Below are 22,161 nucleotides of genomic sequence, written 5' to 3'. Positions count from 1 at the left end.
GCGGCGACGCTGGTAGCGAGTGCGTGGTGCAGGATACCTGCGACGGCGCGGGCGCATGCACCGACAACGGCTTTGTAGCAGACGACACTGACTGCGACGACGATAACGAGTGCACCATAACGGAGTGCTCTGCGGGTATCTGCGAGCACGTTGATTCTCTGAACTGCGACGACGGCGATGTTTGCACCGACTACACTTGCGATGCTGCCGAGGGCTGCAAGTACACATACAATACCGATAGCTGCGAATTCGACAACGATCTCTGCACTTTGCTGGATCATTGCGAGGCGGGGAAATGCGTCAGTGGGGGCATGGACGTTTCGTGTAGCGGTAGCGATGAAGCCGAATGTTCAGTTGATACTTGCGACCCGACGACTGGCAAGTGCTTGCATGACTACACAGGCGACTACTGCAACGACGATAACCCTTGCACCGACGACATATGTACGGAGTCAGGATGCGCCGTCGATCAGTACAACACTGCCGGCTGCGATGACGGCGACGCCTGTACGACGGGCGATCAGTGCAACGGTATGGGTACCTGCGTGGGTACGGACACGTCGGCCCAGGACTGCGACGACAAGAACGACTGCACGACTGACACCTGCGATTCGGCTTCTACTGGTGACACCGGCTGCGTCAACACGTTCGACACCACCCGCCATTGCAGCGATGACGACGTGTGCACCGAGAACGAACGCTGTGAGTCAGGTGGGTGTGTGACCGATGTTGTCAGTTGCGATGATGGCAACCTGTGCACCACCGACTACTGCATGAGCGATGAGCCTTATTCGGGCTGCATGCATAGCTACAACTCGCTTGTTTGCAACGACGATAACAGCTGTACCACCGGCGAAACCTGCTACGAAGGTGATTGTCATCCTGCATCCTACGTGGATGACTGCTGCGGCAACGGCGAGCGTGAGCCGGAGGGCCACCTGGGCGAGGAGTGCGACGACGGTAACCAGGTGAACGGCGACTTCTGTTCGTACCCGACTTGCTCGCTGCCCTGCGGTGACTCGGACGGCAGTGGTTCGGTGGGCATAGCCGATGCTCCGGTTATCCTTGCCTACGCCGTGGGCAGGTCTGTCGAGTGCCCGTTGCACCTGTGCGACCTTAACGGCAATGGCGGCGTGACCGCGCTTGACGCGCTCATGGTGATGCAGCTGGTGGTCAATCAGCAGGTGATTCTGGATTGCCCGTCCAGGATAGTCGGCGCCGCGGCCGAGCAGGCTGCGCCGGGCAGCACCACCTCGACTACCAGCACGACCATGCCCTAGGGCTGTAACTCCCGGGGGCTGCGATTTTCAGCGGCCGAAAGGCGAGCCCCCGATGGGGGCCGCCGCCTGCCACTCCGTGTTGCGGGGTGGGACTCGGGCGTATCCGCCATGCCGGCACCAGCTGCGGGCTCCACGAACATCAACACAGCAGAGTGTGCATCGGCGAGGTTTTGCGCCTAGTATTCGCGCCTTGCCCGGACGGCCTGACCCATGGTTGTGCCAGTCGGGGCGGGCGCGAGAGTGGCGGAATTGGCAGACGCACTGGATTTAGGATCCAGCCCGCTATGCGGTTGGGGGTTCGAGTCCCCCCTCTCGCACCAGAAGCATTTAACGGTACAGGCAGGAGCGGAGCAGGAACATGGCTGGAATACAGGCGAAAGTTAAGAAGAACGATTCGGTGAGCAGGGTGCTCGTCGTCAGTGTGGACCACGAGCGTGTCGAGGCCGAAATGACCACGGCTTTCAGTAACATAGCGAGTAAGGCCAAGGTAAAGGGTTTCCGCAAGGGCAAGGCTCCACGCGAGGTGCTCGAGCAGGAATACGGCGGCGAGGTCCGAGAGGATGTCATCGGCCGTCTCATCGAGGACGCCGTAATAGAGGTAGTGCGCGAGCACGAGCTCGATATTGTCGGCCCGCCACATTTGACCAGCCGCGAGTATCAACCGGCCGAGGGCTTGAAGTTTGAGGCCACCGTGGAGATCCGCCCCAAGGTGAAGCTCGGCCGCTACAAGCGCTCAAAGGCTGACCGCAAGGTTGCTCGAGTGGAAGACGACCAGGTCAGCGAGGCCATGGAATCGCTGCGCCAGCGCATGGCGGTGCTCGAGGCCGAGGAAGACAGGGTCAACGTCCAGGCGGGCGATGTCATAACGATGGATATGTACGCCAGTTTTGAGGGCCAGCCCCTGGATCGCTACAGCAGGGATGGCCAGCAGGTGGAGGTGGGCAGTGGCAACCTGCCCGACGACTTCGAGCGTGGTCTGCTTGGCGTGACCCGCAGCATTCCCACGCCCATAGACGTGCGCTTTCCAGAAAACAACGGCGAGGACTCCGAAGTGGCCGGCCGCCTGGTGCGCTTCCAGGTCACGGTCAGGGAGATCAAGAACAAGATAGTGCCCGCGCTCAACGATTCGTTTGCGGCCGAACTCGGGTGGGACGGCGTCGAGGACCTGGCCTCGTTGCGAGAGAAGGTAAGCGGAGAACTCCACGAGCGTGCTTCGCAGGAAGCCGACCGACGCGTGCGCGGCGAGTTGCTCGAGACGCTGGTGGGCAAGAGCAAGCTTGACCTGCCGCCGCTGCTGGTCGAGCGCACTGCCATGAGCATGCTGGGCGAGATGGGAATGCGCGACATTCCGCGCGACAAGTTCGACGAGCTCAAGGGCATAGTCCAGCCCGAGGCCGAGAAGCGGGTGCGGGCGGGTTTCGTGCTCGACGCGGTGGCCGAGGCCGAGAGTCTCGGCGTGGAACCCGAAGAGATGGAGAAGCGGGTGGGGGAGCAGCTGGCCGCAGCCGGTGAGCGCGCGGGCGAACTACGCCAGCACTATTCCCAGCCGGGGGCAGTGGCCGATCTCAGGATGGGGATGCTCAGGGACAAGGCCATGGATTGCCTGGTTGAGCAGGCGACGCTCAATGACGTCGAAGTCGACCCGGCCGATGTTGCCGCCCCCCTCCAAACGGGCTAGGGTCGCTGTATGAATCTTGTACCTATAGTGGTCGAACAGTCCGGCCGTGGCGAGCGTTCTTACGACATATTTTCTCGACTGCTGAAGGAGCGTATAGTTTTTCTCAGCGGCGAGGTTGACGATACGACGGCGGCGCTGGTGACGGCACAGATGCTGTTTCTGGAAGCAGAGGACCCGGAGAAAGATATTTTTCTCTACCTGAACTCACCCGGAGGGCAGGTCACGGCGGGGCTGGCCATCTATGACACGATGCAGTATATCCGCCCGCCGGTGTCGACCCTCTGCCTCGGGCAGGCCGCGAGCATGGGTGCTGTTTTACTGGCTGCGGGCGCCAAGGGTAAACGTTACGCACTGCCCCATTCGCGGGTGATGATACACCAGCCGCTGGGCGGTGCGCAGGGGCAGGCCACCGACGTGGACATACAGGCGCGCGAGATCCTGCGGGTGAGGGCACTACTTAACGAAATACTGGCAAGACACACGGGGCAGGATCTTGCTACAATAGAGGAAAGCACCGACCGGGACCATTTCATGGACGGGTCGCAGGCAGTTGAGTTCGGAATCATCGACGAAGTCATTGAGCAGCGGCCCGACAGTAAGTAGGCGGACGGGTGGTAGCAGGACTTCGTCGAAGGACGATAGAGAGTAACGGAGGCGCCGGGCTTACTTAATGCCAAAAAACGGAGAAGACAGCACTCGCGACCTCGTATGTTCTTTCTGCGGAAAGGGCCAGGAAGAGGTACGCAAACTTATAGCGGGTCCGACCGTTTACATCTGCGATGAGTGCATCGACCTCTGCAACGACATTATCGCCGAGGAGTGTGACCAGGAAGAGGCCATCAGCGCCGTTTCCTCGGTGCCGCGCCCGGTCGATATCCGCAAGGTCCTCGACCAGTACGTGGTCGACCAGGACGAGGCCAAGCGCGTTCTTTCGGTCGCCGTTCACAACCACTACAAGCGTATCGACTCGGGCATGGTCACCGGCGAGGTCGAGCTGCAGAAGTCCAACATCATGCTCGTCGGTCCTACCGGTAGTGGTAAGACCCTGCTGGCGCAGACCCTCGCACGATTTCTCCAGGTTCCCTTCGCGATAGCCGACGCTACCAGCCTCACCGAGGCGGGCTACGTAGGCGAAGACGTCGAGAACATCATCCTGAGCCTCCTGCAGAACGCCGACTACGACGTTGAGAAATGCCAGCGCGGCATTGTCTATATCGACGAGATCGACAAGGTGGCCCGCAAGAGTGACAACCCGTCTATCACCCGCGACGTGTCGGGCGAGGGCGTGCAGCAGGCGCTGCTCAAGATCATTGAAGGAACCACGGCAAGCGTGCCGCCCAAGGGCGGACGCAAGCACCCCCAGCAGGAATTCCTGCAGGTGGACACAACCAACATACTTTTCATCTGCGGAGGCGCTTTCGTTGGCCTCGACGATATCATCAGTCGCAGGGTCGGAATGAAGGGCATGGGCTTTGGTGCCGACGTGGGTGGCAAAGAAGAAAACGATCGCAGTATGCTCGGCGAGCTGCAGACAGAAGACCTTCTCAAGTTCGGACTCATCCCCGAGTTCGTGGGCCGACTGCCGGTAATTACTTCGCTGCACGACCTTGACGAGGCCGCTTTGGTGCGCATCATGAAAGAGCCCAAGAACGCTCTGACCAAGCAGTACACCAAGCTGTTCGAGATGGAGAACGTCAAGCTGACGTTTACCGATGGCGCCCTCGAGGCCATCTCGCGCGAAGCCCTGGAACGCAAGTCAGGCGCGCGCGGGCTGAGAGCCATAATGGAAAACATCATGCTCGATGCCATGTACGACGTGCCTTCCATGCCCGACGTGGAAGAGGTGGTCATTTCCAAGGAAGTGGTCGAGAAGAAGGAGAAGCCGTTGATGGTTTTCTCCTCGGCTTCGAAGGTCGGCTGATAACAACTGGCCCCCGGCCGGAACGCCCGGAAGGAACAGCAGAAAAAATATGTCTAAAGAAAAAGAACCCTTGGTTATTGGCGACGAGCCTTCGGCTCCTGGTACTGAAGAAGACGGGGACGATTCAGTGGAGACGCAGGGCCACATCCCCCTGTTGCCGCTGCGCGACATCATAGTTTTTCCACACATGGTGATGCCGTTGTTCGCCGGCAGGGCGAAGTCGATCGCAGCTCTCGAGGCGGCCATGGACAGGGACCAGTCGATACTGCTGGCGGCCCAGAAAGACGCCAAGACCAATGACCCCGACGTGGACGATATTCACCCGGTGGGCACCATAGGCACCATCGTCCAGCTGCTGCGTCTGCCCGATGGCACCGTCAAGGTGCTCGTTGAAGGAAAGCGCCGCGCCGTCATCAAGGCTTTCGGTGGCACCGAGGATTTCTTCGAAGTCGAGGTCGACGAAGTAGAGGAACTCGCGGGCGACGAATCCGAGATGGAGGCACTGCTGCGCAGCGTCAACACGGCTTTCGAGTCCTACGTAAAGCTCAACAAGAAAATCCCGCCGGAGATGGCCGGCACGGTGGCCGCCATAGACGAACCTTCGCGGCTGGCCGATACAATTGTTTCGCATCTCGGCGTCAAGCTCGAAGATAAGCAGTCCCTGCTCGAGACTTTCAGCGTGTCTGAGAGGCTCGAGAAGGTGCTGGGTTTCATGCGTTCGGAGATGGAAATCCTCGAGGTCGAAAAACGCATCCGCTCCAGGGTCAAGAAGCAGATGGAGAAGACCCAGAAGGAGTACTACCTGAACGAGCAGATGCGGGCTATCCAGAAAGAGCTCGGCGAAAAGGACGAGTTCAAGAACGAGGTGCAGGAGCTCGAGGAAGCTCTTGAGGCTTCGTCGATGCCCGAGGATCCCCGCGAGAAGACCGAGAAAGAGCTGAAGAAGCTCAAGATGATGTCGCCCATGTCGGCCGAAGCCACGGTGGTGCGCAACTACATCGACTGGATGCTGTGCCTTCCCTGGGAGGACTACACGGGTGACGATATCGACATCGAGAAGGCCCGCACTGTTCTCGATGAAGACCACTACGGGCTGGAGAAGGTCAAGGAACGCATTCTCGAGTACCTGGCCGTGACCAAGTTGGTGGGCGAGATCAAGGGCCCGATCCTGTGCCTCGTTGGCCCTCCCGGAGTAGGCAAGACCTCGCTGGGTCGCTCGATAGCGCGATCGATGGGGCGCGAGTTCGTTCGTATTTCGCTCGGTGGCGTGCGCGACGAAGCCGAAATACGCGGTCACCGCCGCACTTACATCGGTGCTTTGCCGGGCAAGATCATCCAGAGCATGAAGAAGGCTGGCAAGGGAAACCCGGTATTCCTGCTCGACGAAATAGACAAGATGTCTGCTGATTTCAGGGGAGATCCGGCGTCGGCGATGCTCGAAGTGCTTGATCCTGAGCAGAACGGTAGCTTCAACGATCACTACCTGGACGTAGATTACGATTTGTCCAAGGTAATGTTCGTGACCACCGCAAACAGCCTGGAATCCATTCCGCGTCCGTTACAGGATCGAATGGAGATCATCCGCATAGCCGGATACACCGAGCTGGAGAAGCGTAATATCGCCAGCAGGTTCCTGATCCGTAAGCAGAGAGAGGCCAACGGACTGAACGAAGAGCAGATCGAGTTCCCAGACGCTACCTTGCTGCACCTTGTGAGGCACTACACCAAGGAAGCCGGCGTGCGGAACCTGGAAAGAGAGATAGCCTCTATCTGCCGTAAGGTGGCGGTGAAGATAGTCGACGAAAAGGACGCCAAGTCCACGCGCGTTACCCCGCGCAAGGTCGAAAAGTTCCTGGGCCCCAAGCGTTTCACCTACGGTCGTGCCGAGGTCGAGCCCCTGGTTGGTGTTACTACCGGGCTGGCCTGGACCGAGAACGGCGGCGAGCTGCTCAACACGGAAGTCACAGTGCTTCCGGGAAAGGGCAAGCTGACCATCACCGGGCAACTCGGTGACGTCATGCAGGAATCAGCCCAGGCAGCCATGAGCTACGTGAGATCACGGGCCTACGAGCTGGGCCTGGCCGATGATTTCTACCAGAAGGTAGACGTTCACATCCACGTTCCCGAGGGGGCCATCCCCAAGGACGGACCCTCGGCCGGCATCACCCTGGCCACCTCGCTGGTCTCGGCGCTTACCGGCTTGCCGGTAGACCCCGACGTGGCGATGACGGGCGAGATTACCCTGAGGGGCCGGGTACTTCCTATTGGCGGCCTGAAGGAAAAGGTCATGGCAGCCCACCGAGCTGGCATAAAGAAGGTCCTCATGCCGGCCGAGAACAGCAAGGACGTTGCCGACATCCCGGCCACGGTTCGCAAAGCTGTCGAGATGGTACCGGTCGAAGAAGTAGACACCGTGCTCAACACCGCGCTGCAACTTCCCGATGGCCGTGACTCGGTGTTTATCAACGAGAAACCAGTCAACCAGCTGCCGCTTGCCATGACGCCGACCCCGGCGCCGGCCAGTGACGGCGACAAGGACGAAAAAGGCCTGGTCACCCACTGACGGGTGCGGTCACCGGACGAACTCTCCGCTGTCGCGGGGTCTTCGGCTAGAGCCAGGGGCGGTTAGCTCAGTTGGGAGAGCATCGGCCTTACAAGCCGAGGGTCGGCAGTTCGAGCCTGCCACCGCCCACCATTTCGTTTAAGCAGGCCCCGCCACTTGATGCTGGTGGGCGTAACTGTTACCCAAGCAGACCGCGTTGGCCCTGTCAGCGCGCGGTGGGGCCGTAGTTCAGCTGGTTAGAATGCCGGCCTGTCACGCCGGAGGTCGCGAGTTCGAGTCTCGTCGGCCCCGCCATTTGTTATTTTGGCTGACTGTGGTCGGTCGTGAGGAATTGAGCTACGAGAAATTGAGGAGTCCCGTCATGTACGGGAGCCAAGTATGCAGAAGGTCACCAGAAGCCTGTCAGTAGAAGAGGCACGCGATGCGCGTAAGTGGTACGTCGTGGACGCGGAGGGCCTGGTTCTAGGTCGCCTCGCGACCAGGATCGCCCACGTGCTCAGGGGAAAACACAACCCGGCTTTTACGCCCCACGTGGATTGCGGGGACTTCGTAGTCGTGACCAACGCGAGCAAAGTGGTGCTCACTGGCAATAAGCTCCAAGGCAAAAAGTACTACCGGCACAGCGGCTTTCCCGGAGGCATAACCGAGACCACGGCCGGCCGGCTGCTCGAGACCCGCCCCGAGCAGGTAATAGAGAAGGCGGTGGTAGGAATGTTGCCCCCGGGCAGGCTTGGTCGTAGGTTGGCGCTAAAGTTAAAGATCTACGCGGGTGAAGAGCACCCCCACGTGGCCCAGGCACCGGAGCAGTTGCCAGTTTGAAGAGGCTTCGCGGGCTTCGAAGCGGTGCTGCGATAAGTGCTCCTGACAGGGCAACGAGAGAATAAGCGGAGTAATAGATGGCTATAATTGGAAAGACTTTACGGGCCCGGGGCGCTGCAGCAGCAGACAGCGGGTCTGCCGACAGCGGCAAGAGGAAGGCAGTATCGCCTGCTAACGAGGCAACCGGCAGGCGCAAGAGCGCTGTCGCGCGAGTGTCACTGGTTGCGGGCGATGGCAAGGTCACGGTCAACCAGCGAACGCAGGAGGACTACTTTCCCAGGCCCACTGCCCGAATGATCATTGCCCAACCCTTTGAGCTCACCGGTACGGCCGGTTCCTACGATCTCTCTGTGAGGGTTCGAGGCGGAGGGGTTTCGGCCCAGGCTTCGGCCGTGCGGCACGCGGTCAGCCGCGCGCTTATCGAATTGCAGCCCGACCTGAGGCCGGCGCTGAAGAAGGCCGGCTATCTCACGCGCGATGCACGTGAGGTGGAGCGAAAGAAATACGGTCATCACAAGGCTCGTAAACGGCCTCAATTCTCCAAGAGGTAGCGGGACCATGACAGCAGCAACCCGTGTCCGGGTGGCCGTCGTGGGTGCGACCGGCTACGCGGGTGCAGAGTTGCTGCGCCTGCTGGCCGCCCACCCCGGTGTCGAGGTCACTACCGTTACTTCAGAACAGGACGCCGGCTCTCCGCTGGCCTCTGTCCACCCCGGCCTCGCCGGCCTGGAACTCGAACTGGTGTCGGCCAGTGTCGACAACATAGTGGGCAATGCCGAGTTGGCTTTCGTAGCGCTTCCGCACGGCAGTTCGGGGCCGTTGGTCTCAGGGCTGTTGGCTGCGGGCCTTCGGGTCGTTGACCTGGGCGCAGATTTTCGCTTCGACAGCCTTGATGTCTACCAGCAGTGGTACGGTGATCATCCTTGTCCCGAGCTGCTCGAGGGCGCCGTGTATGGACTCAGTGAGTTCGCCAGGAGCGAGCTGGCCGAGGCCCGGCTGGTGGCTAATCCCGGCTGCTATCCCACTGGTGCTTTGTTCGGGTTGCTGCCGCTGGCAGGGCAGACCCGGGGCCCCATCATCATCGACTCGAAGTCGGGCACCAGCGGTGCGGGGCGGGCGGCTTTACGGGAAGGCTTGTTCGCCGAGGTTAACGAGAACGTCAAGCCTTACAATGTAGGCGAGCACCGCCACCAGCCCGAGATGGTCGAGAAGCTCGAGGCCCACGGTGTAGACGCTTCCAGGCTGCTGTTCACCCCCCAGTTGCTGCCCTTGTCCAGGGGGCTGCTGAGTCACTGCTACGTTGCGCCGGCCGAAGGGCTGGATGTCAGCGGAGCTTTTTCCCGGGCTTACGCTGACGAGCCCTTCGTTCGCCTGCTGGGCGGGGAGGGCGTGCCGTCACTGGCCAGGGTGCGGGGCACCAACATGGTCGAGATCGCGTGGCGTGAGCACAGCCAGAGCGGACTTCTGCTGGTGATGACAGCAATCGACAACCTCGGCAAAGGCGCGGCCGGACAAGCGGTGCAGAACATGAACCTCATGCTCGGCCTCGATGAAACGGCCGGCCTGCTCGCGATCGCCGCTTTACCCTGAGGCCTGCTCTCGCGGCGCCGCGCCTGGCAGCTGGTCAGCGCAGTCCGCGTCCGAGATAGAGGGATGCCGCCACCAGCGAAAACACAGCGTTGGCCGTCCAGGCTGCCAGCGCTGGCGACATCCCGCCGTTGCGACCGGCAGATACAGCGACAGCCATGGTGACCCAGTAGGCAAATCCCACGGCCAGGCCCACGCCGAGGTTGCGCGCTACGGCGCCCCGGGGCCGGCCCCGCAACGACAGCGGGATGCCCAGCAACACCATTACCAGCCCCGACACCGGCCACGCCGCCTTTACATACATATCGACCACGAAGCCGTCGGTGTTCAGGCCACGGGCTTTCATCAATTTTATCTGCTCCCTGAGCTCGGCCAGGTTGAACTCCGAGGGGCGACGCCGGTTGGCCAGTAACTCTTCGAGGGTGATGTCGACTGTGAACTCGCCTGGCTCGAGGTCCCGTGCCAGGATTTCGCCCGCCGAGGTGAAGGTCTTGACCGTTCCCTGGTCGAGCTCCCACGAGTCGTTGCGCCAGCGCGCGGCGGGGATTTCCACTATGCGGTCCAGGCGGAACTCGGGGCCGGCCTCGTACAGGGTAAGGCCATACAGGGCACGGTTGTTGGCGTCGAAGTAGTCCACGTTGAAAAACCCCTCGGCTCCCTGGAACCACAGCGAGTTGACGTTGTAGAAGCCGCGGAACGCTTTCTTCTTTATCGACACGTCGTTTATGTAGCGTGACTGGGCAGTCGCGGCGGGCACCACGGTGAGGTTGGCCAGCAGCGCAACCATGGTGATGACAGCCGAAGCGGCAAGCATGGGGGTGGCCACCTGCCAGGTAGTCACGCCGCAGGCCCGCATGGCGAGTGTCTCGCGGTGACGGGCGAGCACGCCCAGGCTCAGGAGCACGGCCAGCAGGGAACAGGCAGGATAGATTTCGGCCAGTATGCTCGGAAGCTTGAAGGCAAAGTATCCGGCCAGGGCAAGCGCGCCGGGGTCATAGGCGGCGAGGTCTCCTATGCGTTGGAAAAAATCTACGACCAGAAACAGCCCGGAACTTGCAAAAAGGCAGAGTCCGAAGACCTTCAGGTAATACTTGACTATGTAGCGGGCGAGGATGTTCACGAGCCGGCATTCCCTTTTGCTCGGCGCCGCAGCAACCGCGGCCAGCTCGCCATGGGCGGGTACTGCAGTCGGTCGCGCGCTGCCCTGTTGGTGAGCAGCACAGCACCGACGGCAAAAATGAGGTTGGGCAACCACATGATCAGGACCGATGGCGCCGTGTTACCGCGGGCAATGGTGATGGAACCTGAAAACAAGAGGTAATAACCAAGGATGACCACCAGGCTCACGGCGAAGCCGCGTGCCCGGACTGTACGGGTTTTCTGTATGCCCAGGGGCACCCCGAAAAGGGCCAGTATCAGCGCGGCCACGGGCATGATCAGCTTGCGGTTTATCTCGATTGTCTCCTCCAGCGCCCGGTCGCCCACGTCCAGGAGACGACGCCTGGCGGCCAACAGGGGGCCCAGGTACATATCGCGGGGTCTTGGTTTTCCGCTTGCCACCGTTTTCATGTCGGCCAGTGCGAGGTTGACCTCAAGCGAGGCGAACTCGGTTTTGTCGTAGCTTTCCTGCCCGGCGTGAAACGACAGGCTGGTTCCGTCGAGCAGCTGCAGGTAGAGGTTGCTGTCGCCCGGGGGGCTGATGACCCGTCCTCGACTCGCCATCATGCTCGTACGGCGGTAACTGTCGCGCTCGTCGGCTACCATGACTCCGTCCATGACCCCGTTTTCCTGGTCAATGCGGTCCACGTAAACCACGAGGCCGCTGAAGTCGTTGTTGAACATCTTTGGTCTGAGTGCCGCCGTAGCCCGCTCCCTGGCTACCTCCAGCAGGGTCGTCTTTATGGCGTTGTTGGCCCAGGGGCGGGCCCAGGACGACAACAGGAAGGTTGCCACAGCGATGATGAGGGCAAAGCGCAGCACGGGGCCGAGCATCTGGTAGAGGCTGAGGCCGGCTGTTCTCATGGCCACCAATTCACCGTCACTGGCCAGGCGGCCGAATACCACCACTACCGCGAGCAACAGGGCCATGGGGAAGGTCAATTCGAGGAAGCCGGGAAGCACGTAGGCAAAAATCTGTGCCACCCGGTAGCCGGGTACGCCCCTGGCCATGACGAGGTCGACCAGTCCCAACATGCGTGAAACCAGTAGTATAAACGTGAACACGCCCAGCCCTGTCATGAAGGCCGAGCCCAGTTCGCGCATCATGTAACGGCGCAGGGTTTTACCCATAGCAAATCCCGGTATAGACAAGTCCCCAGTACTGCGGGGCCGCGTCGCGGATTAGCATCAGTGTAGTCATACGGGCCTGTCCTGTAAACGTCGGCCCTCTCAAGCCCGGGCTGGACAGCGGCAGCCGGTTTTCAGTGAAAGAGGCCTGCGGGCGGGCGACGATGGAGATAATCAACAGTGGGTAGGGGTAGAAGAGACGACTACGTTGGCCGGGCGGGCAGAAGAGGCCCCCCGGGTGCGCGCCGCAGACCGGCCAGGGGTGAACGCATGGTGGCCGGCGGGCCCCATGCAGTGGAAGAAGCCATGGCCGGCCCCTCCGAGATACACTGCGTTTACATTGACGAGGGGGCCCCGGCGCGCGCGCAAGAGCTGGCCCGGGCCGCCCGCGATGCCGGGCTCGCGGTTTCAACAGTCCCTGTTGACGAATGCGACTCGATGTCAGGGGTCACGTCGGGTGGTATAGCAGTTGAAATAACCTTTGTTTACAGGGAGTTTCGCGAACTCCTGCATGGACTGCCGGATGGCGCCCTCGGCTGTGGGCCGCTTTTGTTGCTCGACCAGATCACTGACCCGGTGAACCTGGGTGCCGTCATAAGAACGGCCGAGGCGGCGGGGGCCCTGGCCGTGGTCCTGCCGGGTCGGCGCGCAGCACCAGTGACGGCTACCGTCCTGCGAATATCGGCGGGGGCCGCATTACACCTGCCCGTTTGCAGGGTAGCCAACCTTTCTCGGGCCATTGAAATGGCCCAGCAGGCCGGCTTCTGGGCCGTCGGCCTTGACGCCGAGGCCGACGATCTGCTCGAGCCGCCGCCTGCTCCGCGGCCGGCTGCGCTGGTGCTGGGCAGTGAGGGCAGTGGGCTGAGGCCCCTGGTGGCTCGCAACTGCGACCAATTGGCCCGCTTGCCCATGCGCGGGAGGGTTGGCTCGCTCAATGCGTCGGCGGCGGCGGCGGTTGCACTGTACCGGGTGGCCGAAGGATTGTTCCCCGGGCGTCCCAGCGGTTGACTCTCTCAAACCGGGTTGATAGGAAAAGGCGTTTACCCCGGCGGAAAAGCTCTACGGGGAGTGTTTTGATGACGTGCCCGGGGGAGTGGATCGGGGTGTTTAATTTGTGTGGTGACGGGCGGGTGCCCGGTACCAGGATGTTTTAGCCCGGAGTGCCGATGTAGCTCAGCTGGTAGAGCAACTGATTTGTAATCAGTAGGTAGCCAGTTCGAGTCTGGCCATCGGCTCCAGGGGAAGTGTGCCAGGAGGGGTGCCCGAGCGGTCAATGGGAGCAGACTGTAAATCTGCCGGCGTACGCCTACGGAGGTTCGAATCCTCCCCTCTCCACCACTTACTGGAGTGTGGTGGTTGGCGGACGGTGTGGTCGGTTGCTTACGGGGGCAGAGTCAGTGGTCGGCGTCAGGGTTTCGAGTCACGGTAGGTATAGAAGGGTAAGTAGTTCGAGCGGTAAGGCTTTTCGTGTGTTGTTTGTTTGTTGCGGGAGTAGCTCAGTTGGCTAGAGCGTCAGCCTTCCAAGCTGAGGGTCGCGAGTTCGAGTCTCGTCTCCCGCTTACCCGCCGCCCGGGGACGGGCTCGCTGCTGTAGTTGTAAAGACAAGGCGTCGAGAAGGCCCACGTAGCTCAGGCGGTAGAGCACGTCCTTGGTAAGGACGAGGTCACCGGTTCAAATCCGGTCGTGGGCTCCACAGGATTTGATTAAAACGGCTTGAGGAAGCCGCGAGAAAAGAGAGAGGAGAGGAAGAATGGCTAAGGAGAAATTTGATCGCAGCAAGGAGCACGTAAACGTGGGGACCATTGGTCACGTTGACCACGGTAAGACCACACTGACGGCCGCGATAACGCTTATCCAGTCGAAGAAGACGGGCGGCGATTTCATAGCCTTCGAGGACATCGACAAGGCGCCCGAGGAGCGTGAGCGCGGCATAACGATTGCCACTGCCCACGTTGAGTACGAGACCGAGAAACGGCACTACGCGCACGTGGACTGTCCTGGTCACGCCGATTACGTGAAGAACATGATCACGGGTGCTGCCCAGATGGACGGGGCGATCCTGGTGGTTTCGGCCGCCGACGGCCCGATGCCTCAGACCCGGGAGCACATTCTCCTGGCTCGGCAGGTAGGCGTTCCTCGCATCGTTGTTTTCATGAACAAGGCCGACATGGTTGACGACGCGGAGCTGCTTGAGCTCGTTGAGCTTGAGGTTCGCGAATTGCTGTCGAGCTACGATTTTCCGGGCGACGACATTCCGATAGTGATCGGTAGTGCCCTGAAGGCGCTTGAGAACCCGGACGACGAAGAGGCTACCAAGTGCATAGGCGAGCTGATGGATGCCGTTGACACCTACATTCCTCTGCCCGAGCGTGCGATAGACAAGCCTTTCCTGATGCCGATCGAGGACGTGTTTTCGATATCGGGACGCGGCACGGTCGTGACGGGACGCATCGAGCAGGGCGAGGTCAAGGTGGGCGAAGAGATCGAGATCGTGGGCATCCGCGAGACCGAGAAAACGACGGTCACCGGCGTGGAGATGTTTCGTAAGCTCCTGGATTCGGGGCAGGCGGGCGACAACGTTGGTTGCCTGCTACGAGGCACGAAGAAAGAGGACGTTGAGCGCGGGCAGGTATTGACCAAGCCCGGGGCGATCACGCCGCACACGAAGTTTGCAGCGGAGGCGTATATCCTGAACAAGGAAGAGGGAGGACGGCACACGCCTTTTTTCCAGGGCTACCGGCCGCAGTTTTATTTCCGTACGACCGACGTGACGGGCGTAGTGACGCTTGCCGAGGGCACCGAGATGGTGATGCCCGGCGACACGGTGACGGTTGACGTTGAGTTGATCACCCCCATAGCGATGGACGACGGGCTTCGTTTTGCCATCCGCGAAGGCGGACGCACGGTGGGAGCCGGCGTGGTCACCAAGATCACCGAGTAGGCGGAGGCGGCGGAGAAGAATAAATGACAAACCAGCGCATAAGAATACGCCTTAAGGGTTACGATCACCGTATCCTGGACCAGTCGGTCAGGGAGATCGTGGACGCCGTTCGCAGGGGCGGGGGCACTGTTTCGGGCCCGGTTCCTGTGCCTACCCGGATAGAGCGCTTTACGGTTAACCGTTCGCCGCACGTCGACAAGAAGTCGCGCGAGCAGTTTGAGATCAGAACTCACAAGAGGCTCATCGACATACTGGAGCCGACTAACCAGACGATTGATTCGTTGGGCAAGCTGGACCTTCCGGCCGGCGTGGACGTGGAGATACGGCTGCATTAGCAGCTACTTATCGAGAAGAGAAAATGGCTGCAGTAATTGGAACCAAGATTGGAATGACCCGCGTTTTTGACGACGGTGGTCAGTCGGTGCCCGTGACGGTTGTGCGCGCGACACCCGTGACCGTCGTACGCGTGTTCGACGTAGAAACTCACGGTTACAACGCGATACAGATCGGCACCGGCAAACGTAAGGACAAACGCATCAGCAAGGCAGTGCGCGGACAGATGTCACCTGCTGGGCGCAGTGACTTTGAGATGCTCGCCGAGTTGCTGGTCGACGATCCCTCGGCCTACGAAGTAGGCCAGTCGATAAGCGCGGCGGACGTGTTCTCTGTCGGCGATCTTGTTGACGTGACCGGGCGCAGTAAGGGACGTGGTTTTTCTGGCGTGGTGCGCAGGTACAAGTTTGCCGGCCAGACGGCCACCCACGGTACCCATGAATCCTTTCGTGGTCCGGGCGGCATCGGTGCTTGCGCTTACCCGGGCAGGGTTTTCAAGGGCAAGAAGATGCCGGGACAGATGGGAGCGTTGAAGCGCACCATACAGAATCTGACCGTCGTCGCGGTACGCAGCGAGGAAGAAGTGATTCTTCTCAAGGGTGGTGTTCCCGGCGCGCGTAATGGCCGGGTTCTTATTCGTCCGGCGGTGAAGGGATAGACAGGATGGCTGAGATAAAGACAGGTGGGGGCAAACGCCGCGAGATAGAGCCGGTGGAAGTCTCGGTGGTGGATTCTTCCAACAAGGAAATATCGCGGTTGTCTCTTCCCAGGGCATTCAGCAGCCGGGTGAACGACTACCTCATGTTTGACCAGGTCCTGGCCCAGCGGGCTTCGAGTCGGGCCGGAACGGCGGCGACCAAGACCCGTGGCAAGATTCGTGGCGGTGGCGCCAAACCCTGGAAGCAGAAGGGCACCGGCCGCGCGCGTGCCGGCAGCAGCCGTTCACCGATCTGGAGAGGTGGCGGTACAACCTTTGGTCCGCAGCCGCGGTCTTTCGGCTACCGCTTGCCGCGCAAGGCGAGGCGAGCAGCGCTGGCCAGCGCCCTGTCGCAGAAAGCCAGGGACGGCCAGGTCAAGGTAGTGGATAATTTTTCCTTCGAGGCACCGCGTACCAAGCAGATGAAAGAGTTGCTTGATTCGCTGTCGGTGACGGGTTCGGTGCTGGTGGTCCTGGCCGAGATGGACGCCAACGTGGCCTTGTCGGCTCGCAACCTGCCCGGCGTCAGCGTGGTGCTTGTCGATGGCGTAAACGTGTACGACCTGCTCAAGCACGAGACCCTGCTGCTCTTACCTTCCTCGGTCGAAGCAATCGAACGGAGGCTGGCTGCCTGACATGGAAATTTGCGACGTAATAAAGGCACCGATGGTTACCGAGAAGGGAACCGACGTGAGCGAGTACGGCCAGGTCGTGTTCGAGGTCGATACGCGTGCCGGTAAAGACGACATACGGAAAGCCGTCGAGAAACTCTTCGAGGTCAAGGTGGCCTCGGTGCGTACGATGAATTACCTGGGGCGCAAGGTCAGGCGGGGCAAGGTGCTCGGTCGCAAGAAGGCGTGGAAGAAGGCTTACGTTACCCTGGCTGATGGGGAGGTCATGGATCTCCTGGAGAAGGTCTGAGGCGCGTAAAGCGCAGCAGGGAAAGATAATAGACGATGGCTATCAAGACCTATAAACCAACTTCGCCGGGCAGGCGCTTCCAGACCAGCCTCGATTTCGAGGAGATCACGCGCTCGACTCCCGAGAAATCGCTGACCAGCGGAAAGAACCGTTCGGGCGGCCGCAACGTCAACGGACGCATAACGCTGAGGCACCGCGGGGGTGGGCACAAGCGTCGCTACCGGCTGGTGGATTTCCGTCGCCGCAAGGATGGTGTGCCGGCAAAGGTTGCTTCGATCGAATACGATCCCAATCGCTCGGCCAGGATCGCGCTGTTACACTACGCTGACGGGGCCAAGACCTACATCCTCGCGCCTGCGAACCTGTCGGTGGGCGACACCGTAATCGCCGGCGAGGGTTCGGATATAAAGGTTGGCAACACCATGGAGCTGAGCTCGATACCGCTCGGAACTGTTGTCCATGCTATAGAGTTGAAGCCGGGTGCGGGAGCCGCCCTGGCGCGCAGCGCCGGAACCGGGGCCCAGATCGTGGCCCGCGAAGGCAACTTCGTACTGCTACGACTGCCCTCGGGTGAACTTCGCAACGTCAGGGGTGTGTGCCGGGCCACTATAGGGTCGGTGGGCAACCAACAGCACGAGAACGTCAAGATCGGTAAGGCCGGTCGCTCTCGTTGGGCGGGACGTAGGCCGAGTGTCCGAGGTATTGCCATGAACCCGGTTGATCACCCGCACGGTGGTGGTGAGGGCCGGTCGAAGGGAAATCACCCGACCACGCCATGGGGCAAACCCACTAAGGGTTACAGGACCAGGGGTAAGCGTCACAGCGACAAATATATCGTGGCGCGCCGGAAGCGCAGGTAATGGCGCCAGGTAAACGGAGGAAGGACTGAATTGCCTAGATCAATTAAAAAGGGACCGTTCGTTGACGCTCATCTGATGAAAAAGATAGAAGCGCAGGACGTGAGTAACAGGCGGCCGATACGTACCTGGTCGCGCCGGTCAACGGTGACGCCAGACATGGTTGGCTACACGATCGCCACCCACAACGGCAAGCAGTTCATACCGGTACTGATTTCGGAGGATATGGTCGGGCACAAGCTTGGGGAATTTTCTCCCACCCGGACCTACCGCGGGCACACCGGTACGAGAAAGGGAGAGGTCAGGTAGGTGGAGAGTCGTTGCGTTCTGCGTTACGCCAAGTTGTCGCCGCGCAAAGCGAGACTGGTGGTGAACCAGGTTCGCGGGCTGCCGGTTTCCGACGCCCTCGCGATACTTGACCTGAGTGAGAAGAAGGCCGGGGCCATTCTCGCCGATACCCTGCGGTCAGCCGTAGCCAACGCCCGCGACACCCAGAACGTGGATGTCGACCGGCTCGTGGTGACGCGGGCCTGGGTAGACGGTGGACCCATAAACTGGCGCTGGCGCCCCCGTGCCCAGGGACGGGCGACGCCGATTGCGAAGAGAACGAGTCACATAACAGTTGTGGTGGACGAACAGGGCTGAAAAGTCCGCGGTTCAGGTAGAACCGTGACAAACAGGAAATAGAGTGGGACAGAAAACACATCCTAAGGGCTTCAGGCTCGGTTACACCGAGACGTGGGATTCCCGGTGGTACGCGGACAAGGATTACGCCGAGCTGCTGCACCAGGACCTGGAGATACGTAAGTTTTTACGAAAGCAGCTTCGCTTTGCCGGCGTTTCGCGGATCGAGATCCAGCGGGCAGCTGACAAGGTAAAGGTCAACATTTTTACCGCGAGGCCCGGTATCGTGATCGGTAAGAAGGGGGCTGAGATAGAGAAGCTCAAGAAGGACCTCGTCTCGATTGCGGGAAAGGAGAGCTTCATTGAGATTCACGAGATCCGTAAGCCGGACCTTGACGCCCAGCTGGTGGCGGAAAATATAGCTATGCAACTGGAGAGGCGGGTCATGTTCCGGCGCGCCATGAAAGAAAGTGTTTCGCGGGCCATGAGAATGGGCGCCGGCGGCATAAGGGTACAATCGGGCGGACGCCTGGGTGGCCACGATATTGCCCGCACCGAGTGGTATCGCGATGGCCGCGTTCCGCTGCACACCCTGCGCGCAGACGTGCAGTATGGATTTACCGAGGCTCGCACGACCTTCGGCGTTATTGGCGTCAAGGTATGGGTCTACCGGGGCGAGAAGTCTCCCGGTGGCGGCGATGACAATGGTAGCCCGGGTGGGGCCTGAACGATGCTTGCTCCTAAGAAAACCAAGTACCGTAAAATGCAGAAAGGCAAGGGCCGCGATAAGGGGCTATCCTGGCGTGGCAACACGCTGGCCTTCGGCGACTACGGGCTCAAGTCTACGGGCACGGCAAGAATATCTGCACGGCAGATAGAAGCCGCGCGTATTGCCATAACCCGCCACGTAAAACGTGGAGGGCGTGTGTGGATACGAATCTTTCCGGACATCCCCTACACGAGTAAGCCTGCCGAGGTTCGCATGGGTAAGGGCAAGGGTTCTCCGGAAGGCTGGGTATGCCAGGTAAAACCGGGGCGGATGCTTTTTGAGCTTGAGGGCGTGAGTCCCGAACTGGCGCGTGAAGCGATGAGGTTGGCCGGGCATAAACTGTCGGTTCCTACCCGCTTCTGCATTCGGGAGGATATCCATGAGAGCGAGTGATTTCAGGAAAATGAGCGACGTGGAGCTGGCCGGTAAGGCCGATGAGCTTCGCGGCGAAATAGCCAAGGTCAATATGCAGCGGTACTCGCGTCGGTTGGAGAAAACGGCGCTTCCGGGCACCTTGCGCCACGATCTGGCGAGGGTGCTCACGGTACTCAATGAGCGCGTGGGCGAAACGGGAGAGCAGGGCAATGCCTGAGCAGGAAAAGACAGAAACGCAGGCGGCGGTCGAGACACCCGGCCGGCAGAGGCATCGCACACGCGAGGGCGTGGTAGTGAGCGCCGCCATGGACAAGACCGTGGTGGTCGTGATTAAGAGGCGGTTCAAACACCGGCGTTATCACAAGTACATACAACGCTCGAAGCGTTTCATGGTGCACGACGAAGAAAACACCTGTCGAGAGGGGGACCGGGTATTGATTGCCGAGAGCCGCCCGTTGAGCAGGAACAAACGCTGGCGTTTGCGCGAGGTGATTGAGCGTTCGGTCCAACAGGGTGCCGGACCGGCCGACACCGCGGGTTCTGCCGAGCAAGGGACAACGGAAATAGAAGAGTCATGATCGGGGCTGAGAGCGTATTGGACGTAGCTGACAATTCGGGTGCTCGTCGCGTGCTTTGTATCAAAGTGCTCGGTGGTAGCCGTCGTCGCTACGCGCGGGTCGGCGATGTTATCGTCGTGACCGTCAAAGAGGCGATACCCGGTGGCAAGGTCTCCAAGGGGGACGTCGTCAAGGCCGTCGTCGTGCGCGTGGCCAAGGAAATGGGTCGCGCCGACGGTTCATACATCAAGTTTGATACAAATTCGGCGGTCATACTGGACAACCAGGGTGAACCGGTCGGGACAAGAATTTTTGGCCCCGTGGCCAGGGAGCTGAGGGCACGGCGTTTTATGAAGATCGTGTCCCTGGCACCGGAGGTGCTTTAAGCAGAGCAGGGTGATGGCGAAGTCGAGATTAAAAAAAGGTGATTCGGTGCTGGTAACGGCAGGCAAAGACCGGGGAAAGACGGGTAAAATCGTCAAGATTGTTGATGACGGCGAACGCGTGTTGGTGGAGCGCATCAACATGGTAAAGCGGCACAGTAAGCCCAGCGGGCCGCAGCAGCCCGGCGGTATCGTGGAGAAGGAAGCTTCCGTGCACGCGTCCAACGTCATGCCTATCTGCCCCAAGACAAACAAGCCGACCCGGGTTGGGCGCACCCAGCTTAAGGACGGCGCACGGGCCCGGGTAGCACGCAGGAGCGGCGAGCTCCTGGCAGGTTCGTGAGGGAGTCGAGCGGACGATGAGCAAGAAGACCAACAAGCCTAGATTACAGGTTCAATTCGAAGACGAGATTGTCGCCCAGCTCAAAGAGGAGCTGGGGGTAAAGTCAGTCATGCGGGTGCCGAAGATGGACAGGGTAGTGCTCAATATCGGGCTGGGTGCTGCTGTTGCCAATCCCAAGATCATCGAAGACGCGGTGACCGAGCTTGGTCTCATTGCCGGCCAGAGGCCGCTGGTGACCAAGGCCCGTAAGTCGATCGCCAATTTTAAACTCAGGGAAGGCATGCCCATTGGTGTTACCGTGACTTTGCGGCGCGCGCGGATGTACGAGTTCCTGGATCGTTTGATAAATGTTGCCCTTCCCAGGGTTCGTGACTTCCGGGGTCTTAACCCCAAGGCCTTCGATGGCTGCGGAAACTACACGATAGGTTTGAGGGATCACTCTATTTTTCCGGAAGTGGACCTCGACAGGGTCGACGTCACCAAGGGAATGAGCGTGAGCCTGGTCACTACGGCGGTCGACGACAATGAAGGCCGGTCATTGCTGAAGCACTTCGGGCTTCCGCTGAGAGATTAAGCGAGTCTGGCCCGAGGGCCGAGGGTTAGTTGTTATGGAGGAGAGATTTTAAGTGGCGAAGAAGTCATTGATCGCCAAGGCGAAAAGGAAGCCCAAGTTCAGCGTGCGCGGTTACACCCGTTGCCAGCAGTGCGGGCGTCCGCGCAGCGTATACCGGCGGTTTCGGCTGTGCAGGATCTGCCTGCGCTCGTTGGCCCTCGAGGGCTTGGTGCCGGGCATGATAAAGGCCAGCTGGTAAAGAGGAAAACGTAAGATGTCGATGAGTGATCCTATAGCCGATTTCCTAACCAGGGTGCGCAACGCCGTCAGGGCGGGCCACGCCGAGGTTGAGATCCCCTGGTCCAGCTTCAAGGAGCGACTGGCTACCCTGCTGGTGGACGAGGGCTACATTAACCAGGCCGTAGCCGAGGGCGAGGGTGTTACGCGCAAGATTCTTATTACCCTTCGTTACAACGAAGAGGGTGTACCCGCGATTACCGGTGTACGCCGCGTGAGCAGGCCGAGCCTGAGGGTTTACTCGGGGGCCGACGAGGCTCCGCGGGTGAGAAATGGTCTTGGTATAAGCGTGCTGTCCACGCCTTCGGGCATGTTAGTGGACCGCGAAGCCCGCAAGCAAAACGTCGGCGGCGAAGTAATCTGCGAGGTCTGGTAGT

27 protein-coding genes and 7 tRNA genes are annotated in these 22,161 nt (G+C 60.5%); 32 read left to right on the top strand and 2 right to left on the bottom strand.

Features of this window, described 5'->3' with window-relative positions:
* Positions 1 to 1,514 precede the first annotated feature (1,514 nt).
* The 10 genes from EYQ35_01240 to EYQ35_01195 all read left to right on the top strand — a co-directional run bounded on the left by EYQ35_01240 (position 1,515) and on the right by EYQ35_01195 (position 9,851).
* Positions 1,515 to 1,600, top strand: a tRNA-Leu gene (locus tag EYQ35_01240).
* A 38-nt stretch (positions 1,601 to 1,638) separates the two neighbouring features.
* Complete coding sequence (gene tig / locus EYQ35_01235; GenBank protein ID HIF62765.1) at positions 1,639 to 2,958, top strand: trigger factor; 1,320 nt, start codon at positions 1,639 to 1,641, stop codon at positions 2,956 to 2,958.
* A gap of 9 nt (positions 2,959 to 2,967) precedes the next feature.
* The gene (gene clpP, locus EYQ35_01230; GenBank protein ID HIF62764.1) at positions 2,968 to 3,561 is read left to right on the top strand and encodes an ATP-dependent Clp endopeptidase proteolytic subunit ClpP; all 594 of its coding nucleotides are present in this window, start codon (positions 2,968 to 2,970) and stop codon (positions 3,559 to 3,561) included.
* Between the two features lie 67 nt (positions 3,562 to 3,628).
* A complete protein-coding gene (gene clpX / locus EYQ35_01225; GenBank protein HIF62763.1) occupies positions 3,629 to 4,879 on the top strand; it encodes an ATP-dependent Clp protease ATP-binding subunit ClpX in 1,251 nt (416 codons plus the stop codon).
* A gap of 49 nt (positions 4,880 to 4,928) precedes the next feature.
* Positions 4,929 to 7,442: an endopeptidase La gene (locus tag EYQ35_01220; GenBank protein ID HIF62762.1), complete on the top strand. Its 2,514-nt coding sequence runs from the start codon at positions 4,929 to 4,931 to the stop codon at positions 7,440 to 7,442.
* Positions 7,443 to 7,498: 56 nt separating this feature from the next.
* Positions 7,499 to 7,574: transfer RNA gene (locus EYQ35_01215), tRNA-Val, on the top strand.
* Between the two features lie 85 nt (positions 7,575 to 7,659).
* Positions 7,660 to 7,736 (top strand) — tRNA-Asp (locus EYQ35_01210).
* Positions 7,737 to 7,820: 84 nt separating this feature from the next.
* On the top strand, positions 7,821 to 8,261 hold the full coding sequence (rplM, locus tag EYQ35_01205) for a 50S ribosomal protein L13 (GenBank protein HIF62761.1): 441 nt from the start codon (positions 7,821 to 7,823) through the stop codon (positions 8,259 to 8,261).
* Positions 8,262 to 8,338: 77 nt separating this feature from the next.
* A complete protein-coding gene (rpsI, locus tag EYQ35_01200) occupies positions 8,339 to 8,812 on the top strand; it encodes a 30S ribosomal protein S9 (GenBank protein ID HIF62760.1) in 474 nt (157 codons plus the stop codon).
* Positions 8,813 to 8,819: 7 nt separating this feature from the next.
* Positions 8,820 to 9,851, top strand: a complete 1,032-nt coding sequence (locus tag EYQ35_01195) for an N-acetyl-gamma-glutamyl-phosphate reductase (protein HIF62759.1) — start codon at positions 8,820 to 8,822, stop codon at positions 9,849 to 9,851.
* A 34-nt stretch (positions 9,852 to 9,885) separates the two neighbouring features.
* On the opposite strand, the gene lptG is transcribed toward EYQ35_01195, so the two are convergent.
* Both lptG and lptF read right to left on the bottom strand, forming a co-directional pair.
* Positions 9,886 to 11,118, bottom strand: coding sequence for an LPS export ABC transporter permease LptG (lptG, locus tag EYQ35_01190; protein HIF62758.1), 1,233 nt, complete (start codon positions 11,116 to 11,118; stop codon positions 9,886 to 9,888).
* Entirely contained in the window at positions 10,965 to 12,137 is a 1,173-nt protein-coding gene (gene lptF / locus EYQ35_01185) for an LPS export ABC transporter permease LptF (protein ID HIF62757.1), read from the bottom strand. The genes lptG and lptF overlap by 154 nt, the downstream gene beginning before the upstream one ends.
* A gap of 177 nt (positions 12,138 to 12,314) precedes the next feature.
* Here lptF and rlmB point away from each other — a divergent pair, with 177 nt between their 5' ends.
* The 22 genes from rlmB (at position 12,315) to rpsH (ending at position 22,160) form a co-directional block, all read left to right on the top strand.
* Complete coding sequence (gene rlmB, locus EYQ35_01180) at positions 12,315 to 13,142, top strand: 23S rRNA (guanosine(2251)-2'-O)-methyltransferase RlmB (GenBank protein ID HIF62756.1); 828 nt, start codon at positions 12,315 to 12,317, stop codon at positions 13,140 to 13,142.
* Positions 13,143 to 13,296: 154 nt separating this feature from the next.
* Positions 13,297 to 13,372, top strand: a tRNA-Thr gene (locus EYQ35_01175).
* 14 nt (positions 13,373 to 13,386) lie between these two features.
* Positions 13,387 to 13,472 (top strand) — tRNA-Tyr (locus EYQ35_01170).
* A 147-nt stretch (positions 13,473 to 13,619) separates the two neighbouring features.
* Positions 13,620 to 13,693: transfer RNA gene (locus tag EYQ35_01165), tRNA-Gly, on the top strand.
* A gap of 58 nt (positions 13,694 to 13,751) precedes the next feature.
* Positions 13,752 to 13,827 (top strand) — tRNA-Thr (locus tag EYQ35_01160).
* Positions 13,828 to 13,884: 57 nt separating this feature from the next.
* Positions 13,885 to 15,075 (top strand): elongation factor Tu, encoded by a 1,191-nt coding sequence (gene tuf, locus EYQ35_01155; protein HIF62755.1) that lies wholly within the window; start codon positions 13,885 to 13,887, stop codon positions 15,073 to 15,075.
* Positions 15,076 to 15,098: 23 nt separating this feature from the next.
* Positions 15,099 to 15,410 carry a 30S ribosomal protein S10 gene (gene rpsJ, locus EYQ35_01150; GenBank protein HIF62754.1) on the top strand — a complete coding sequence of 104 codons (312 nt, stop codon included), beginning with the start codon at positions 15,099 to 15,101 and terminating at the stop codon, positions 15,408 to 15,410.
* Positions 15,411 to 15,433: 23 nt separating this feature from the next.
* Complete coding sequence (gene rplC / locus EYQ35_01145; GenBank protein ID HIF62753.1) at positions 15,434 to 16,066, top strand: 50S ribosomal protein L3; 633 nt, start codon at positions 15,434 to 15,436, stop codon at positions 16,064 to 16,066.
* A gap of 5 nt (positions 16,067 to 16,071) precedes the next feature.
* Positions 16,072 to 16,740: a 50S ribosomal protein L4 gene (gene rplD, locus EYQ35_01140; protein HIF62752.1), complete on the top strand. Its 669-nt coding sequence runs from the start codon at positions 16,072 to 16,074 to the stop codon at positions 16,738 to 16,740.
* A 1-nt stretch (position 16,741) separates the two neighbouring features.
* Positions 16,742 to 17,026, top strand: a complete 285-nt coding sequence (locus tag EYQ35_01135) for a 50S ribosomal protein L23 (protein ID HIF62751.1) — start codon at positions 16,742 to 16,744, stop codon at positions 17,024 to 17,026.
* A gap of 35 nt (positions 17,027 to 17,061) precedes the next feature.
* The gene (gene rplB / locus EYQ35_01130; protein ID HIF62750.1) at positions 17,062 to 17,886 is read left to right on the top strand and encodes a 50S ribosomal protein L2; all 825 of its coding nucleotides are present in this window, start codon (positions 17,062 to 17,064) and stop codon (positions 17,884 to 17,886) included.
* Between the two features lie 30 nt (positions 17,887 to 17,916).
* Positions 17,917 to 18,192 carry a 30S ribosomal protein S19 gene (gene rpsS, locus EYQ35_01125; protein HIF62749.1) on the top strand — a complete coding sequence of 92 codons (276 nt, stop codon included), beginning with the start codon at positions 17,917 to 17,919 and terminating at the stop codon, positions 18,190 to 18,192.
* Positions 18,193 to 18,528: a 50S ribosomal protein L22 gene (locus EYQ35_01120; protein ID HIF62748.1), complete on the top strand. Its 336-nt coding sequence runs from the start codon at positions 18,193 to 18,195 to the stop codon at positions 18,526 to 18,528.
* Positions 18,529 to 18,571: 43 nt separating this feature from the next.
* Positions 18,572 to 19,234 carry a 30S ribosomal protein S3 gene (gene rpsC, locus EYQ35_01115; protein ID HIF62747.1) on the top strand — a complete coding sequence of 221 codons (663 nt, stop codon included), beginning with the start codon at positions 18,572 to 18,574 and terminating at the stop codon, positions 19,232 to 19,234.
* 3 nt (positions 19,235 to 19,237) lie between these two features.
* Positions 19,238 to 19,669 (top strand): 50S ribosomal protein L16, encoded by a 432-nt coding sequence (gene rplP, locus EYQ35_01110; protein ID HIF62746.1) that lies wholly within the window; start codon positions 19,238 to 19,240, stop codon positions 19,667 to 19,669.
* Complete coding sequence (gene rpmC, locus EYQ35_01105) at positions 19,656 to 19,868, top strand: 50S ribosomal protein L29 (GenBank protein ID HIF62745.1); 213 nt, start codon at positions 19,656 to 19,658, stop codon at positions 19,866 to 19,868. Before rplP ends, rpmC begins: the two co-directional genes overlap by 14 nt.
* The gene (gene rpsQ / locus EYQ35_01100; protein HIF62744.1) at positions 19,861 to 20,229 is read left to right on the top strand and encodes a 30S ribosomal protein S17; all 369 of its coding nucleotides are present in this window, start codon (positions 19,861 to 19,863) and stop codon (positions 20,227 to 20,229) included. The genes rpmC and rpsQ overlap by 8 nt, the downstream gene beginning before the upstream one ends.
* Positions 20,226 to 20,594, top strand: coding sequence for a 50S ribosomal protein L14 (rplN, locus tag EYQ35_01095; GenBank protein HIF62743.1), 369 nt, complete (start codon positions 20,226 to 20,228; stop codon positions 20,592 to 20,594). Before rpsQ ends, rplN begins: the two co-directional genes overlap by 4 nt.
* 13 nt (positions 20,595 to 20,607) lie before the next feature.
* Positions 20,608 to 20,934 (top strand): 50S ribosomal protein L24, encoded by a 327-nt coding sequence (locus tag EYQ35_01090; GenBank protein ID HIF62742.1) that lies wholly within the window; start codon positions 20,608 to 20,610, stop codon positions 20,932 to 20,934.
* 16 nt (positions 20,935 to 20,950) lie between these two features.
* Entirely contained in the window at positions 20,951 to 21,508 is a 558-nt protein-coding gene (gene rplE, locus EYQ35_01085; GenBank protein HIF62741.1) for a 50S ribosomal protein L5, read from the top strand.
* 52 nt (positions 21,509 to 21,560) lie between these two features.
* Positions 21,561 to 21,746, top strand: coding sequence for a type Z 30S ribosomal protein S14 (locus EYQ35_01080; protein ID HIF62740.1), 186 nt, complete (start codon positions 21,561 to 21,563; stop codon positions 21,744 to 21,746).
* Between the two features lie 15 nt (positions 21,747 to 21,761).
* Positions 21,762 to 22,160, top strand: coding sequence for a 30S ribosomal protein S8 (rpsH, locus tag EYQ35_01075; protein ID HIF62739.1), 399 nt, complete (start codon positions 21,762 to 21,764; stop codon positions 22,158 to 22,160).
* The last annotated feature ends 1 nt before the right edge of the window (position 22,161 follow it).

The sequence above is a fragment of the Candidatus Binatota bacterium genome (assembly GCA_012960245.1).
Classification (GTDB): domain Bacteria; phylum Desulfobacterota; class Binatia; order UBA1149; family UBA1149; genus UBA1149.
This window is presented reverse-complemented; position numbering and strand designations above follow the sequence as displayed.